Raw genomic sequence first — 15,514 nt, 5'->3', positions numbered from 1 at the left:
CATAAAAAATCACAATCAGGCAAACAAAAAAATCACTTAATTAGCCATTCTAAATCAACCAACTAATTTTTAAGGAAATTATCCAATAATTGGTGACCTTGCTCGCTGAGAATGCTTTCAGGATGGAACTGTACCCCCTCCAAGGGCAATGTACGATGGCGAATGCCCATAATCTCATCCATAACCCCGTCTTGCTCCGTCCAGGCCGTTACTTCAAAACAGTCAGGCAATGAATCGGGGGCAATAACTAGAGAGTGATAACGGGTCACCGTCAGCGGCTGATTCAAGCCACGGAAAACCCCTTGACCATTATGGCAAATTGCCGTGGTTTTACCGTGCATCACTTGCCGTGCCCGCACAATGCGCGCACCAAAGGCCTGCCCCAGCGCCTGATGGCCCAGACAGACTCCCAATATCGGCAGCTTACCGGCAAAATGATGAATGGCCGCTAACGAGATCCCGGCCTCATTGGGGGTACAGGGGCCGGGAGAAATCACCAAATGTGAAGGCGAGAGTTCTTCAATATCAGTTAATTGCACTTTATCATTACGTTTAACGACTACCTCTGCACCCAATTCACAAAAATATTGGTACAGGTTGTAGGTAAATGAGTCGTAATTATCGATCAATAACAGCATTTCATATCCAAAAAATCAGGTTAACGCTTACGCCCACCCGTAATTGACCCCAGAACACCACGCAAAATTTGTCGGCCCAAATCACGCGCCATACTTTTAGCCGCGGTCTGAACAATACCATCACGTTTCCCGCCACGCGGGCCTGTTGAGCCAAACAGCAAATCATTCAACCCATCCATCAATCCGCCGCCCTTAGGTGCAGATTGCGAAGAGGCAGGAGCTTCTCCTGCCGCCGAGTCGCCTAAGGTCGAGAACCCACCAGCAGATAATTTCTCATACGCCGATTCGCGGTCAACCATCTCTTCGTAGCGGCCATAAAGCGGCGAATGATTGATGGCGTGATTACGTGCGGCGGCATCCAGTGCGCCCATTTTGGATTGCGGAGCAATAACCATAGCGCGCTCAACAATATTGGGCCGCCCTTTCTCATCAAGGAAAGAAATGAGTGCCTCGCCGACACCCAGCTCGGTAATCACCTGCTCAGCACTGAATGCCGGGTTTGCTCGCATGGTTTGTGCCGCCGCTTTCACTGCTTTTTGATCCCGTGGAGTAAAAGCACGCAGCGCATGCTGCACCCGATTGCCCAGTTGGCCGAGGATCTTATCTGGAATATCCAATGGATTTTGTGTCACAAAATAGATGCCGACACCTTTGGAGCGAATCAGCCGCACCACTTGCTCAACTTTATCCACCAGCGCCGTCGGAGCGTCGGTGAACAACAAATGAGCCTCATCAAAGAAAAAGACCAGTTTGGGCTTCTCGACATCCCCCACTTCCGGCAATTGCTCGAAAAGCTCGGCCAGTAACCACAGCAAGAAAATGGCGTATAACTTGGGCTGATTAATCAGCCGATCAGCCGCCAGCAGATTAATAACCCCCTGCCCATTGCTGTCGGTCTGCATTAAATCGTGAATATCCAGCATCGGCTCGCCAAAGAATTGATTAGCACCCTGCTCTTCCAGAGTCAGTAAACCGCGCTGAATTGCACCAATTGAGGCTGGAGTAATATTGCCGTATTGCGTGCGGAACTGTTTCGCGTTGTCGCCCACGAACTGCACGATGGCACGCAAGTCTTTCATATCCAGCAGTAGCAAGCCGTTGTCGTCAGCAATCTTAAAGACCAATTGCAAGACACCGCTTTGCACCTCATTAAGATCAAGCAAGCGCCCCAACAACAGTGGGCCAAGATCAGAAATGGTGGCGCGGATAGGGTGGCCTTTTTCAGCAAAAATATCCCAAGGCACAATGGGGCATGCTTGTGGTTGCCAGTCAGTGATACCCATCGCGGCTAGCCGCGCCAGTAGCTTTTCTAACTCAACCCCCTCAGCGCCAATGCCCGATAAATCGCCTTTTACATCGGCCAGAAATACCGGCACACCAATGCGAGAAAATTGCTCAGCCATTTTTTGTAGGGTGACGGTTTTACCGGTACCGGTCGCCCCAGTAATTAAACCATGGCGGTTTGCCAGTGCCGATAAAATGACTAAATCCTTTGCTGGCTGCGCCTTCGCGATAAGCAGTACTTCACTCATGGTTCTACCCCAAGCTGAGTCAGATATTTGATTATAAGCAACCTATTTGGGTAGACGAGCTAATTTTTGGCGGGGATCGAATATTTACCCAAAGCCATTGGCGTTGCAGGTAGGCAGCAAGTGAACTTATCCCGATGAGCTTACTGAAGTAAGTTATTTGGATAAGTGAGCGTAGCTAACACCCCTGCAACGTCAAGGACGAAAGGTAATTTAAGGTAATAGTTTTGCCGATATAATCGTGATCGGCTTAACCGGCACATTCTGATACGGGCCGGCGTTTTCGGTTGGAACCTGGGAGATTTTCTCTACCACATCCATCCCCTTAACCACTTTACCAAACACGGCATAACCAAAGTCACGTTGACCATGATCGAGGAAAGCATTGTCTGCCACGTTAATGAAAAACTGGCTGGTGGCGCTGTCTTTATCTGCAGTGCGGGCCATTGAGATAGTGCCACGCAAGTTACGCAGGCCATTATCCGCTTCATTTTTAATTGGCGTTTTAGCGGTTTTCTGTTTGAAATCGGCAGTAAACCCCCCGCCCTGAATCATAAAACCGGGAATAACACGGTGGAAAATAGTGTTGTTGTAATAGCCGTTGTTGACGTAATCAACGAAATTTTGTGTTGAAACCGGTGCCTTCTGGCTATTGAGCTCTAACTCAATATTCCCAGCCGACGTTGTTAACAACACATGAGGCTCACCGGCGGCTAAAGCTGCGGGCGCCACGGCGCTTAGGGAACAAAGGGCGACGAAGGTCACTAAAGTACGTTTGAACATTAACGGTTCCTTTCTGTGGGATGCGAACAACGGAAAAGCGCTTTGATTCTAGAGAGCTGACCCGCTCAATGCCACCCATTTACGGATATTTACGTAACAGAATGCGCATTTTCACTGAAAACCTACCGCTTCTGCAGATAAACAGCACCATGGCGATTAATTAGCCAAATTAAACCATACTGCTAATTCCAGACAACAGTTAAATTCTGCTACCAAGATCACGTCTTGCCTATTTTCTTATTTGCTACCTGCCATTTTTGCGAGAAGCATCGCATTTTGTTTTTGGTTAATCGTTAGTCTTTCCCCAAATGAGAGCGCTCTCATTTCTACTTTACTCATTTGGATGCCAAATATGAAAACCTTTAAAATTGCCATTGTTGGTGGCGGTAGCAGCTATACCCCAGAGCTAGTTGATGGATTAATTCAACGTATTGACCAATTGCCGGTCACTGAGCTGGCTTTGGCTGATGTCGAACTGGGCCGTCAAAAAGTGGAAATCATTGCGGCGCTGACCCGAAGAATGCTGGATCGCCATGGCCTGGAACAGGTTAAAGTCAGTGTTCACTTCTCGCTCGATACTGCCATTGAAGGTGCCAGTTTTGTTTTGACCCAATTCCGTGTCGGTCAACTTCCTGCGCGCGCCGCCGATGAGCGCCTCGGGCTGAAATATAATTTGCTGGGTCAGGAAACCACTGGCGTGGGGGGTTTTGCCAAAGCATTACGGACGATTCCGGTGATGCTGGATATTGCGGCTCGAGTGGAAAAACTGGCCCCGGATGCCTGGATAATTAACTTCACCAACCCAGCCGGGATCGTCACTGAGGCGGTAACCCGCTATAGCAAAGCGAAAATTATCGGCCTGTGTAATGTTCCAATCAGCATGCATCATATGATTGCTAATTTGCTGAAAGCACCTTATGAAGATATCCAACTGCGCTTTGCCGGGCTAAACCATATGGTATGGGTGCACGAAGTCCTGCAACAGGGTAAAGATGTCACCGCAGATGTACTGGATATGCTGTGCGACGGTGCTTCGCTGACCATGAATAATATTAAGGAAGCACCATGGCCGCCAGAATTCCTGCGTGCAATGGGGGCTATCCCTTGTCCATACCATCGCTATTTTTACCAAACACAAGATATGCTGGCGGAAGAGATGGCCGCTGCCGCTGAGCGTGGTACCCGCGCAGAACAAGTGATGCAGGTAGAAAAAGAGCTGTTTGATCTGTACGCTGACCCACATCTGGACAGCAAACCTGAACAACTCAGCTTCCGTGGCGGATCATTTTATTCTGAAGTCGCACTGGAACTTATTCGTGCAATTCATAATAATTTAGGTACGCAACTAGTTGTGAATACGACCAACCGCGGTGCAATCCGTGGTTTATCTGATAGCTCAGTAGTAGAGACTAACTGTATCGTTGATGCACAGGGTGCCCACCCACTCACTTTCGGTCCTTTACCGGTTGCTATGCACGGGCTAACCCAGCAAGTAAAAGCTTATGAGCGCCTGACAATTGAAGCAGCGGTACATGGCTGCCGTCGTAGTGCTTTGTTAGCGTTAGTGACTAATCCACTGATTGCTAACGCCAGCATTGCTCAGCCGTTACTGGACGATGTGTTACAGGTAAATAAACCTTACTTGCCTCAGTTCACAGATCTGTAGCGATAAATTAATTATTGTGGCGACCTTTGGATTTTCATGGTCGCCTACTTTTCAAGTTGGGAGTAAAAAATGGTCACACTGGAAGACGTCGCGGTATTAGCCGGAGTTTCCCGCGCTACGGTTTCCCGCGTGGTCAACGGTGATACCAATGTCAAAGCTCTGACTCGCGAAAAAGTAGAACAGGCGGTGGCGGTATTGGGATACAGCCCAAACCCGGCCGCGCGCGCACTGGCCTCCAGCCAAAGTAATACACTCGGATTGGTCACCACCTCATATCGAGGAGGATTTTTTGGTGCGCTGATGGACTTCGTGCAAACCGAAGCTGAATCCCAAGGTAAGCAGCTATTAGTCACTCAAGGACGGGATAATGCCGAGAAGGAGTGGCAAGCTATTCAGCGCCTGTATAACTTACGCTGCGACGGCTTAATTTTGCATGTCCGTTTTCTCAGTGATGAAAGACTGCATCAGCTTGCCGCGGCAGGTAGGTCATTCGTATTATTGGATAGACTGGTTCCCGGCCTTGAAGCTCGCTGTGTCACTTTCGATCATCGCCGCGCCAGCCAAATGGCAACTCAGGTACTTATTGATGCTGGCCATCGTCGCATTGCATGTATCAGTGGTTCTGCACAGCGCCACTCCAGTGAACTGCGCCGTCAGGGTTTTATTGATGCGATGCAACTGGCAGGTTTAGAGCCCGTCGCCTGCGTGGAGGGAGTTTACGATCTGGAAAGTGGCTATCAGCGCGCCGATGAGATCCTCAATCAACCACAGCTACCGACAGCCATCTATTGCTGTAACGAAGAAATGGCCATTGGGGCTTTGCTGGCTATCAATAAGAATCACTTGCAGGTGCCGCAGGATATTTCATTGCTTTGCTATGACAGCGGCGAGCGCGCCCCTTTCGTCAGCCCAGCATTAACCAGTCTGCATTTTCCTATTGTTGAAATGGCGCAATATGCCACGCAATTGCTGATTAATCCGCTGATCCCCACGGCTAATTTCCCGCCCGCCATTATCCTGCGCGATTCAGTGGCCCCGCCCAAAACGGATAATTAAGGTCACGCCGGTTTAGGGAAAGTGGCAAGCAGTGCCTGCCATAAAAGTTATCTTTCAATTCAATTTGTTATATCAGAACGTGACATTCATTTTGGCCCAAAGAGTACGACCCGGCTCATTCAGGGGGGTATTGACGGAATAACCAAATCCGCTGTTACCCGCCAGATTGAGGTGCTCGCTATAGGTTTTGTTTAGAAAGTTATCGATACCCGCACTGACCTTCACTTGCTGAGTGACCTTGTAGGCCACATTCGCTGACAGCACACCAAACCCTGCGCTATCGGCAAAATCTTTACCAACCACATTCCCTTCATTAATCGCAACCCGATGTTGGCTACTGACCAAGCGCCACAATGCAGTGCTGCTCCAGTCTCCGGTTTCGAACGTCAGTCCTAGCCGTGCTTCGAGTGGCGGTATTTGCGGCAATGGGCGGTTATCACTGGTATTTTCCCCCCAGGCATAAGCCAGACTGACATCCGCCTTCCAGTGATCATTGAAAGCATATCCGGCGCCCATTTCACCGCCCATAATGGTCGCATTGATATTGTCCGCCTGACTGATACGCAGGTTATTTGGATCATACTTAAACAGGATAAAATCATTGACCCGGCCCAGATAAGCCGAGACCCAGCCGTTTAACTGCTCGCCGTTATATTGAGCACCGATATCAAGCTGAGTGGTTTTTTCACTTTTTACCCCGTCAAAAGCACTGCTGGAGCCCGCTGGCCCATAGGTCGGAGAAAACAGCTCCCAATAGTCGGGAAAACGTTCAGTATGGCCGACACCGACATACCACATCACCGGTACATCAGACAGATGATGCTCATAGCGCATGAAGCCGGCAGGTAGAGTGGCCGAGCGCGTAGGTTCATTAGCGTGGGTATAATGGGTGACTTGGTGGTGATCAAGGCGCATGCCGGTAATCATTTTATCTTGCTCGCTAGCAGCCCAGGTCAGTTCGCCAAATGCGCCATAGTTATCAAAGCGAGCATCTTTATTCCAATTGCCTTTGTTGTTCTTACGATGGGTGTTGGTTTGTAGGTCAGTGCCAGCTTCCAGCTTCAAGTCTTGCCACAACCAAGTCCCCATCACCCGGCCCCCCATGGTGCGCCGGTCCAGATTGCTGAACATCGCCATCATCGGTGGGGTGCGTAACGTATTGTTATCCATAATATGATTGACATAATTGTAGTAAACTTTAGCTTCAATTTTATCCAGCACGTCCCCAATATTGGATTTTTCAAACCGCGCTCCCAAGCTTTCCCGCAAGAACTGGGAACCGTCCATGCCACGGCCGGCATAGCTGGCCTCGCCATCTCCCTTACCCGCAGTCAGTTCAAGCAAGGTATCGGCGTCCGGTGTCCAGCCCAATGCCACATCGGCATTCCATTTATCCCACTTCGATGGCACTCGCGTACCATTGCCATCTTTATAATTACCGGCTTGGGATTGGTTGCCCAGCATGCGTAAATAACCTTGCTCGTTACCCAAGCTGACATCGAGGTTTTTATCCCACCGGCCATTGGAACCCACCAGCAAGCTGGCATTTCCCTTGAGATTTTCTTGGTCAAAATGGGGTTGTTCCCGCTCAAACAAGATAGTACCAGCAGAGGCTCCCGGCCCCCACAGCACAGATTGCGGCCCTTTCACCACGGTGAGCAGATCAAAGCTTTCGGGTGAAATATAGGATGTCGGCGCATCCATCCTTGATGGGCATGCCCCTAATGTCTCGGCACCGTCGGTTAGAATTTTGATGCGCGAACCAAACATGCCACGGAAAACAACATCACCATTGGTCCCACCATTACGGATTTGTGAAAAACCGGGGATAGTCTTCAGATAGTCCGCGCCATCACTGGCAGGGACTGGCTGACGAGGGGTTTTGGGCGATGTGACGATAACCAGTGGCGAATGCTGAGGGGCAGTAACGGTAATCACGTCAGCATCATTCAGTTTTTTGTCATTGCTATTATTACTCGAATTATTCGTCGCCAGATTATTAGTCACTAAATGCTGATGTTCCGCCGCAAAGGCATTAAGGACAAATACAGAAAGTGCAGAAGTTACTGCGCACGCTAATAATGTTTTTTTATAGATTTTATTCTTGCCAGACATAATTATTCCTTGGGCAATACAAATCACTCCGGCGGGTATTTATCCACACCAGAAAAATGGTTTTTATTTGTTATCGGAGTATCAGGAATAAAAAGCAGGGGGCGCGCGCGGTTGGCTTTCTGAATAGGTGTCTTCAATAATCGGTGAAGAAATAAATAATGGCGGGGATAGCTCGGCGAGCAGCTGCGCACTGCGAATATCAGCTTTGAATGCGGTATTGAGCAATGGCAGGTGAGTCAGTAATACGCAGTATCCACAAGCGGCATGATCCATCATCATGCCGTCATGACTGGCCCCGTGCTGGGTAGCATGGCTGGCTTGAGTACCTTGGTGTGCGGTTTCGCCGTCACTGTGGTGCGTCATCTCCATAGCACCATCACCCATACAACCATCCCCCATAAAGCCATCATCCATAGTCGCTTCAGCTAACATCACTGAAGGAGGATTTTGGTCATAGGAGAGTGCCAGTGAGACGGAAACCACCGGAGCAATGAATAACATGAGAATAGCCGCTATCCCCAGCCAAGCCGAATAGTGCCTTCTTTGATAAAGAGTTTGGCTTAACGACATCCGTGCGCCAATGGTATCTGCACGATAATCGTACTTCTCATCACGATAGGTTCCCTGTATCTCGATGAAAAAATAAATAAGAGGGTTTGTTACTCGCTGTTTTATTAACAGTTTTTATAGATTCTGGCTCATCCACCCGCAGTGAGACTTATACTGGAAGCAACCTTAACACGGGCGTTAATTTAATAGAATTAAGAATCTTTATCATTTGCATGAAGTGGTAATTTGTGACGCCTCACTATTATTCACCATCACATTTCATTCATTACATTAAAAGTTGAATGTAAGTCACAAAAACTCACTATGCCTGTGCTAGGATCCGCGGCCTTAGTACTGAACTGGTTTGAACCATTTTTATGTTTGTTCTTACTATTATCGTCTTAACATTATGCTGACACAGGCCCCATCTATGAATAACAGCAACCGCATTCGACTAACTTGGATCAGTTACTTTTCTTACGCCCTGACAGGTGCGTTAGTTATTGTCACCGGGATGGTGATGGGAAATATCGCAGAGTATTTCAATCTGCCTATTGCCAGTATGAGTAACACATTTACTTTCCTTAACGCGGGCATTTTGATCTCTATTTTCCTTAATGCCTGGTTGATGGAAATCATTCCATTAAAACGTCAGTTGGTGTTTGGCTTTATTCTGATGTTAATTGCCATTGCCGGATTAATGGTCGGCCATAATTTAATGGTCTTCTCAATCAGCATGTTCATCCTCGGGGTGGTCAGCGGGATCACCATGTCGATAGGCACCTTCCTGGTTACCCATATCTACGAAGGGCGGCAGCGCGGGTCACGCCTGCTGTTCACTGACTCATTCTTCAGTATGGCTGGGATGATTTTCCCAGTGGTTGCCGCCATGTTGCTGGCTCGCCATATTGAATGGTACTGGGTCTATGCCTGCATCGGCCTGCTGTATGTGGGTATTTTCGTGCTGACACTGTGCTCTGAGTTCCCGGTACTGGGCCATAAAGGTACCGACCAGAGCAAGCCGGTGGTGAAAGAGAAATGGGGTGTTGGCGTGCTGTTCCTGTCGATTGCCGCACTGTGCTATATCCTTGGGCAGCTCGGCTTCATCCAATGGGTGCCGGAATACGCCACCAAAACCTTCAATATGGATATCAACCAAGCGGGTCAATTGGTCAGTAATTTCTGGATCTCTTACATGATTGGCATGTGGGTATTCAGCTTTATTCTGCGCTTCTTCGACCTGCAACGCATCGTGACGGTGCTGGCTGCTATGGCGACACTGGCGATGTACATGTTTGTCTCCACCAATAACCCAGAGCACCTGAGCTACTACATTCTGGCGTTAGGTTTTGTCTCCAGTGCCATTTACACCACATTAATTACCTTGGGTTCACTGCAAACCAAAGTGTCTTCACCCAAGCTGGTGAACTTCATTCTGACCTGCGGCACCGTTGGGACCATGCTGACTTTCGTGGTTACCGGCCCAATTGTGGCTAACAGTGGTGTTCATGCGGCACTTGCCACCGCCAACGGTCTGTATCTGGCGGTATTTGTGATGTGCCTGATTTTGGGCTTCTTCACCAAGCACCGCAGCCACGGCCATGTGACTCACTGATTTAATGGTTTTATTGCCCTGTGACCCTCGCGGTTACAGGGCATGCTACACGGTTATCCAAAGTTAATATCTATTTGAAGCTAACTACTATTTGAAGTTAATAACTTCCTCTTGCCCCAAATATATCCGGCTCTCTGCTGGTTGCGTCTTGGCGATCACCACTCCGTGACGAATAGAGTAATGCACTGGCACCTGCCGCCGTACCGCATCAAAGCCACTGTCAGCGGGCAGAATAACCAAGTTCGCACTGTTGCCGGGCTGCAAACCATAGTCTGATAAATTCAGTGTTCTGGCACTGTGGGTGGTTATTAAATTCAGCCCGTCATTGATTTGGCTATATCCCATCAGTTGGCAAATATGTAATCCCATATGCAATACCTGCAGCATATTGGCAGTGCCCAGTGGATACCACGGGTCAAACACATCGTCATGACCAAAACAGACATTAATATCCGCAGCCAGCATCTCTTTAACCCGCGTAATACCACGGCGTTTTGGATAGGTGTCAAAGCGCCCTTGCAGATGAATATTGACCAGCGGATTGGCAACAAAATTAATGCCGGACATTTTCAGCAAGCGAAATAGCCGAGAGGCATAAGCGCCATTATAAGAGTGCATCGCCGTAGTGTGGCTGGCAGTTACCCGCGCGCCCATATTTTCCCGGTGTGCTAATGCCGCCACGGTTTCAACAAAACGCGACTGCTCATCATCAATTTCATCGCAATGCACATCCACCAGCCGCTGGTATTTCTGTGCCAGAGCAAAAGCAATATGCAGTGATTCAACGCCATATTCGCGGGTAAATTCGAAGTGAGGAATGGCACCGACCACATCAGCCCCTAGCCGTAGAGCTTCTTCCAACAGTGCTGCGCCATCAGGATAGGAAAGAATCCCCTCTTGTGGGAAGGCGACAATCTGCATATCGACCCATGGGCTAACCTCTTCTTTCACTTCCAACATGGCACTCAGCGCCGTCAAACTGGGATCAGAAACATCAACATGAGTACGGACATGCTGGATCCCATTGGCTATTTGCCATTTCAGTGTTTGCCATGCGCGCTGTTTAACATCTTCACGGGTCAGCAGAGCTTTGCGCTCGGCCCAGCGCTCAATACCCTCAAACAGGGTACCGGACTGGTTCCAGCTTGGCTGACCCGCGGTTTGAGTGGTATCCAGATGAATGTGCGGTTCAATAAACGGCGGTAATGCCAGCCCACCCTGGGCATCCAATATGCCCGCGCCAGCAGTAACTTGCTCTGGCTGCGGCGTAATCGCCGTAATTTTGCCATCGGCAATGGTTAGCTGCCAAAACCCAGCTTGCCCGGCAAGACGCGCATTATTGATAGTGGTTAATAAATGGTTCATTAAACATTGCCCCGCCATAGATGAGTGATTGGCTTTAGCTTACCCGACCTACAGCAACTCGCCCGATTTTCTTTTAATAAAACATCATTCCATAACTGAAACCTTTCAGCTTAAAGATGAATAAAATCCGCCACTTATAAAAAACGTTACAAATCAGCCATATACCTCCTTAGAGGTATATGGAAAGCTAATTGATTTACATCAATAAGTGCGCTGTACGGAAGATTAAGGTGAGGGTAGAAAACTAAAAATTGAGGCAAAAATGAGCAAAGTCAAACTTGCCATCATCGGCAACGGTATGGTCGGCCACCGCTTTATTGAAGACTTACTGGATAAAGCAGATAAAGACCAATTTGAGATAACCGTATTTTGCGAAGAGCCACGCATCGCCTATGACCGGGTACATCTTTCTTCTTACTTCTCCCATCATACTGCTGAAGAACTGTCGCTGGTTCGCGAAGGCTTTTATGAAAAACACGGTGTCAAAGTGCTGGTAGGCGAACGCGCCATTACCATCAATCGCACTGAGAAAGTGATTCACTCTAACAGTGGGCGGACGCTGTATTACGACAAACTGATTATGGCGACCGGTTCTTACCCGTGGATCCCGCCCATTAAGGGGAGCGAAGGACAAGACTGTTTTGTTTATCGCACCATTGAAGACCTGAATGCTATCGAAGCTTGCACCCGTCGTAGTAAACGCGGGGCAGTGATTGGCGGTGGGTTATTGGGATTAGAAGCCGCTGGGGCGCTGAAAAGCCTGGGAGTTGAAACTCATGTTATTGAATTTGCTCCGGTCTTAATGGCAGAGCAGCTTGATCCGATGGGCGGCGACCAACTGCGCCAGAAGATTGAGCGCATGGGTGTGAAAGTTCACACCGGCAAAAACACCCAAGAGATTGTTCATTCTGGCCAAAACAGCCGTAAAACCATGTTGTTTGCCGACGGCACACAACTGGAAGTGGATTTTATCGTCTTCTCCACCGGGATTCGCCCACAAGACAAGCTGGCCCACCAATGCGGTCTAGCCACAGCGCGCCGTGGCGGTATTGCTATTAATGATTATTGCCAGACTTCTGACCCAGATGTCTACGCCATTGGCGAATGCGCCTCATGGCAGGAGCGCACTTTCGGGCTGGTGGCTCCGGGATACAAAATGGCGCAGGTCGCGGCTGACCACTTGCTGGGGCGCGAGAATGCTTTCCGAGGGGCGGATATGAGCGCCAAACTGAAACTGCTGGGCGTTGATGTCGGCGGGATTGGTGATGCGCATGGTCGCACTGAAGGTGCTCGAAGTTATGTCTATCTGGATGAAAGTAAAGAGATTTACAAACGTCTGGTGGTCAGTGCCGACAACAAAACCTTGCTGGGAGCCGTGCTGGTGGGTGATACCAGCGATTACGGCAATCTGCTACAGCTGGCACTGAACAATATCGAGCTGCCAGAAAATCCGGACAGTCTGATTTTACCTGCTCATGCGGGCAGCAAACCGGCGATGGGGGTCGACTCCCTACCGGATAGCGCCCAAATTTGCTCCTGTTTTGACGTCACTAAAGGCGACATTATTCAAGCTGTCGGCCAAGGCTGTCATACCGTGGCGGCGCTGAAATCGGCCACTAAAGCCGGCACTGGCTGCGGTGGCTGTATCCCATTAGTGACCCAAGTCCTGAATGCCGAACTAAGTAAGCAAGGCATTGAAGTTAATCACCATTTATGTGAACACTTTGCTTATTCTCGCCAAGAACTGTATCACCTGATTCGCGTCGAAGGGATTAAAACCTTCGATGCTTTGTTGGCGAAATATGGTAAAGGCTACGGCTGTGAAGTGTGTAAACCGACGGTAGGTTCACTGCTGGCATCATGCTGGAATGACTATATTTTAGCGCCGCAACATACACCATTGCAGGACACCAACGACAACTTCCTCGGCAATATTCAAAAAGACGGCACCTACTCGGTTATCCCACGCTCTCCGGGTGGCGAAATCACGCCTGACGGTCTGCTGGCCATTGGCCGTATCGCCAAACAATATAACTTGTATACCAAGCTGACCGGCTCGCAGCGAGTGGGGATGTTTGGCGCACAAAAAGATGACCTACCGGCTATCTGGGCGCAACTGATTGAAGCGGGATTTGAGACCGGGCATGCCTATGCCAAGGCACTGCGTATGGCGAAAACCTGCGTCGGCAGCACTTGGTGCCGCTTTGGTGTGGGTGACAGCGTTGGCTTTGGTGTTGCGCTGGAACACCGCTTCAAAGGCATTCGTACCCCGCACAAAATGAAATTTGGTGTCTCCGGCTGTACCCGTGAATGTTCTGAAGCACAGGGTAAAGATGTGGGAATCATTGCCACCGAGAATGGCTGGAACCTGTATGTCTGCGGCAACGGCGGTATGAAACCACGTCATGCCGATTTACTGGCAGCGGATCTGGATGAAGAGACTCTGATGCGCTATCTCGACCGCTTTATGATGTTCTACATCCGCACCGCCGATAAGCTGCAACGCACCTCGGTTTGGTTGGAAAGCCTCGAAGGCGGCATTAACTACCTGCGTGCCGTGATTATCGACGACAAACTGGGCATCAACGAGCAGTTAGAAACCGATATTGCCCGCCTGCGCGACAAAGTCACCTGCGAATGGAAAGTCACCGTCGAGAACCCGGCGGCGCAAGTTCGTTTCGCCCACTTTATTAACAGCCCGCTGCGCGACCCGAATGTACAAGTGGTTCGTGAACGTGAACAACATCGCCCAGCACGCCCGGATGAACGCATCCCTGTCCGGGTACTGGAACTGGAGGACAACCAATGAGTCAGTGGATTCCACTTTGCCCATTAAACGACATTTTGCCCGGTAGCGGTGTATGCGGCCTGATTGGCGAGCATCAAGTCGCGGTTTTCCGCCCTTATGCCGACGAACAAGTCTTCGCCATCAGCAATATCGATCCCTTTGCGCAGGCCAGTGTGTTATCGCGCGGATTGATTGCCGAGCATCAAGGTGACCTGTGGGTTGCCAGCCCATTGAAAAAACAGCATTTCCGGCTGCACGATGGCCTATGTATGGAAGATGAAACTCGCTCAGTTGCCCATTATGACGTGCGAGTCCGCGACGGCATTGTGCAAGTTAAAGCTTGATAAATAATGGGAGGATTCGGTCAATCTGGATCCTTAAAAAAAATAACATCAATTATCCCCAAAGATATTGGCGTTGCAGCAAGGCAGCCAACGAGCTAATCCTGATGAGCTTACATAAGTCAGTGATTCGGGTTAGTGAGAGCAGCGAACACCGCTGCGGCGTCAAGAGCAAGGGGGACTGGGATAGAGTATGTATACAGACACCATCAATAAATGTGCAGCCAATGCGGCCCGCATCGTCAAACTGGCCAAAGAAAGTCCGTTAGGCTTTTGGATTGGCTCCGCCATGGCCGGGGCCTATGTTGGCCTCGGTATTATTTTGATTTTCACCCTGGGTAATTTGATCGACCCAGCTTATCGCCCATTAGTGATGGGCGCGACCTTTGGCCTGGCACTGACGTTGGTGATTATCGCCGGTTCTGAGCTATTTACCGGCCACACCATGTTCCTGACTTTTGGCGTCAAAGCGGGCACCATCAAATCCAGCCAGATGTGGGCCGTTTTACCACAAACCTGGCTGGGAAATCTGTTGGGTTCTATTTTTGTCGCCCTGCTCTATTACTACGCCGGTGGCAGTCTACTGTCGGTTGACACCAGTTTGGTCCATAGCGCCGCGCTGGCAAAAACCTCGGCGCCTGCTATGACCTTATTCTTCAAAGGTGTATTATGTAACTGGCTGGTTTGTCTGGCGATCTGGATGGCAATCCGCGTTGAAGGTGCCGCGAAATTTATTGCTATCTGGTGGTGCTTGCTGGCCTTTATTGCCTCAGGTTACGAACACTCCGTCGCCAATATGACGCTGTTCGCACTGTCTTGGTTTGGTCACCATAGTGAGGCTTACACTTTAAGCGGCATTGGTCACAACCTGTTGTGGGTGACACTGGGTAATATCCTGTCTGGCGCGGTATTTATGGGCCTTGGCTACTGGTATGCCACCCCACGCGACCAACGTCCACAGCCTGCGGCAGTCAGCGCGCCACAAGCGGTGAAGCAGTAATTATCCACACGTTCTGAGATATCGCCAGCCCGCAGGAGCTGGTTTTGCCACACAGCGGCCTTAACTTGA

General features: G+C 49.6%; 12 protein-coding genes. 6 read left to right on the top strand and 6 right to left on the bottom strand.

The annotated features are described in order from the left end of the window. Window positions 1-62: 62 nt before the first annotated feature. From N0H69_RS01080 to ppiA, 3 genes are all read right to left on the bottom strand, one after another. A complete protein-coding gene (locus N0H69_RS01080; protein ID WP_050109995.1) occupies window positions 63-638 on the bottom strand; it encodes an aminodeoxychorismate synthase component II in 576 nt (191 codons plus the stop codon). A 20-nt stretch (window positions 639-658) separates the two neighbouring features. After that, window positions 659-2,170 (bottom strand): helicase HerA-like domain-containing protein, encoded by a 1,512-nt coding sequence (locus tag N0H69_RS01075; protein WP_050152340.1) that lies wholly within the window; start codon window positions 2,168-2,170, stop codon window positions 659-661. 210 nt (window positions 2,171-2,380) lie between these two features. Beyond that, window positions 2,381-2,950 (bottom strand): peptidylprolyl isomerase A, encoded by a 570-nt coding sequence (ppiA, locus tag N0H69_RS01070; protein WP_050109993.1) that lies wholly within the window; start codon window positions 2,948-2,950, stop codon window positions 2,381-2,383. Window positions 2,951-3,302: 352 nt separating this feature from the next. Here ppiA and N0H69_RS01065 point away from each other — a divergent pair, with 352 nt between their 5' ends. Together N0H69_RS01065 and N0H69_RS01060 are read left to right on the top strand one after the other, a co-directional pair. Then, on the top strand, window positions 3,303-4,616 hold the full coding sequence (locus tag N0H69_RS01065) for a 6-phospho-beta-glucosidase (RefSeq protein WP_050109992.1): 1,314 nt from the start codon (window positions 3,303-3,305) through the stop codon (window positions 4,614-4,616). Window positions 4,617-4,685: 69 nt separating this feature from the next. Continuing rightward, the gene (locus N0H69_RS01060) at window positions 4,686-5,672 is read left to right on the top strand and encodes a LacI family DNA-binding transcriptional regulator (RefSeq protein WP_050123746.1); all 987 of its coding nucleotides are present in this window, start codon (window positions 4,686-4,688) and stop codon (window positions 5,670-5,672) included. A 72-nt stretch (window positions 5,673-5,744) separates the two neighbouring features. On the opposite strand, the gene N0H69_RS01055 is transcribed toward N0H69_RS01060, so the two are convergent. Together N0H69_RS01055 and N0H69_RS01050 are read right to left on the bottom strand one after the other, a co-directional pair. Beyond that, entirely contained in the window at window positions 5,745-7,790 is a 2,046-nt protein-coding gene (locus tag N0H69_RS01055; RefSeq protein ID WP_080994267.1) for a TonB-dependent copper receptor, read from the bottom strand. Window positions 7,791-7,868: 78 nt separating this feature from the next. Continuing rightward, window positions 7,869-8,357 carry a DUF2946 domain-containing protein gene (locus N0H69_RS01050; protein ID WP_050152342.1) on the bottom strand — a complete coding sequence of 163 codons (489 nt, stop codon included), beginning with the start codon at window positions 8,355-8,357 and terminating at the stop codon, window positions 7,869-7,871. 409 nt (window positions 8,358-8,766) lie between these two features. Here N0H69_RS01050 and tsgA point away from each other — a divergent pair, with 409 nt between their 5' ends. Further along, entirely contained in the window at window positions 8,767-9,951 is a 1,185-nt protein-coding gene (gene tsgA, locus N0H69_RS01045; protein ID WP_050109988.1) for an MFS transporter TsgA, read from the top strand. Window positions 9,952-10,038: 87 nt separating this feature from the next. Here tsgA and N0H69_RS01040 read toward each other — a convergent pair whose 3' ends face one another. After that, window positions 10,039-11,334 carry a cytosine deaminase gene (locus N0H69_RS01040; protein ID WP_050152343.1) on the bottom strand — a complete coding sequence of 432 codons (1,296 nt, stop codon included), beginning with the start codon at window positions 11,332-11,334 and terminating at the stop codon, window positions 10,039-10,041. A gap of 244 nt (window positions 11,335-11,578) precedes the next feature. On the opposite strand from N0H69_RS01040, the gene nirB reads away from it, so the two are divergent. The 3 genes from nirB (at window position 11,579) to nirC (ending at window position 15,445) form a co-directional block, all read left to right on the top strand. Beyond that, complete coding sequence (gene nirB / locus N0H69_RS01035) at window positions 11,579-14,125, top strand: nitrite reductase large subunit NirB (RefSeq protein ID WP_050152344.1); 2,547 nt, start codon at window positions 11,579-11,581, stop codon at window positions 14,123-14,125. Continuing rightward, window positions 14,122-14,448 carry a nitrite reductase small subunit NirD gene (gene nirD, locus N0H69_RS01030; RefSeq protein WP_050123740.1) on the top strand — a complete coding sequence of 109 codons (327 nt, stop codon included), beginning with the start codon at window positions 14,122-14,124 and terminating at the stop codon, window positions 14,446-14,448. The genes nirB and nirD overlap by 4 nt, the downstream gene beginning before the upstream one ends. A gap of 190 nt (window positions 14,449-14,638) precedes the next feature. Continuing rightward, the gene (nirC, locus tag N0H69_RS01025) at window positions 14,639-15,445 is read left to right on the top strand and encodes a nitrite transporter NirC (protein WP_050152345.1); all 807 of its coding nucleotides are present in this window, start codon (window positions 14,639-14,641) and stop codon (window positions 15,443-15,445) included. Window positions 15,446-15,514 lie beyond the last annotated feature (69 nt).

Source organism: Yersinia alsatica (assembly GCF_025133195.1).
In the GTDB taxonomy this organism is placed as follows: Bacteria; Pseudomonadota; Gammaproteobacteria; order Enterobacterales; family Enterobacteriaceae; genus Yersinia; species Yersinia alsatica.
This window is presented reverse-complemented; position numbering and strand designations above follow the sequence as displayed.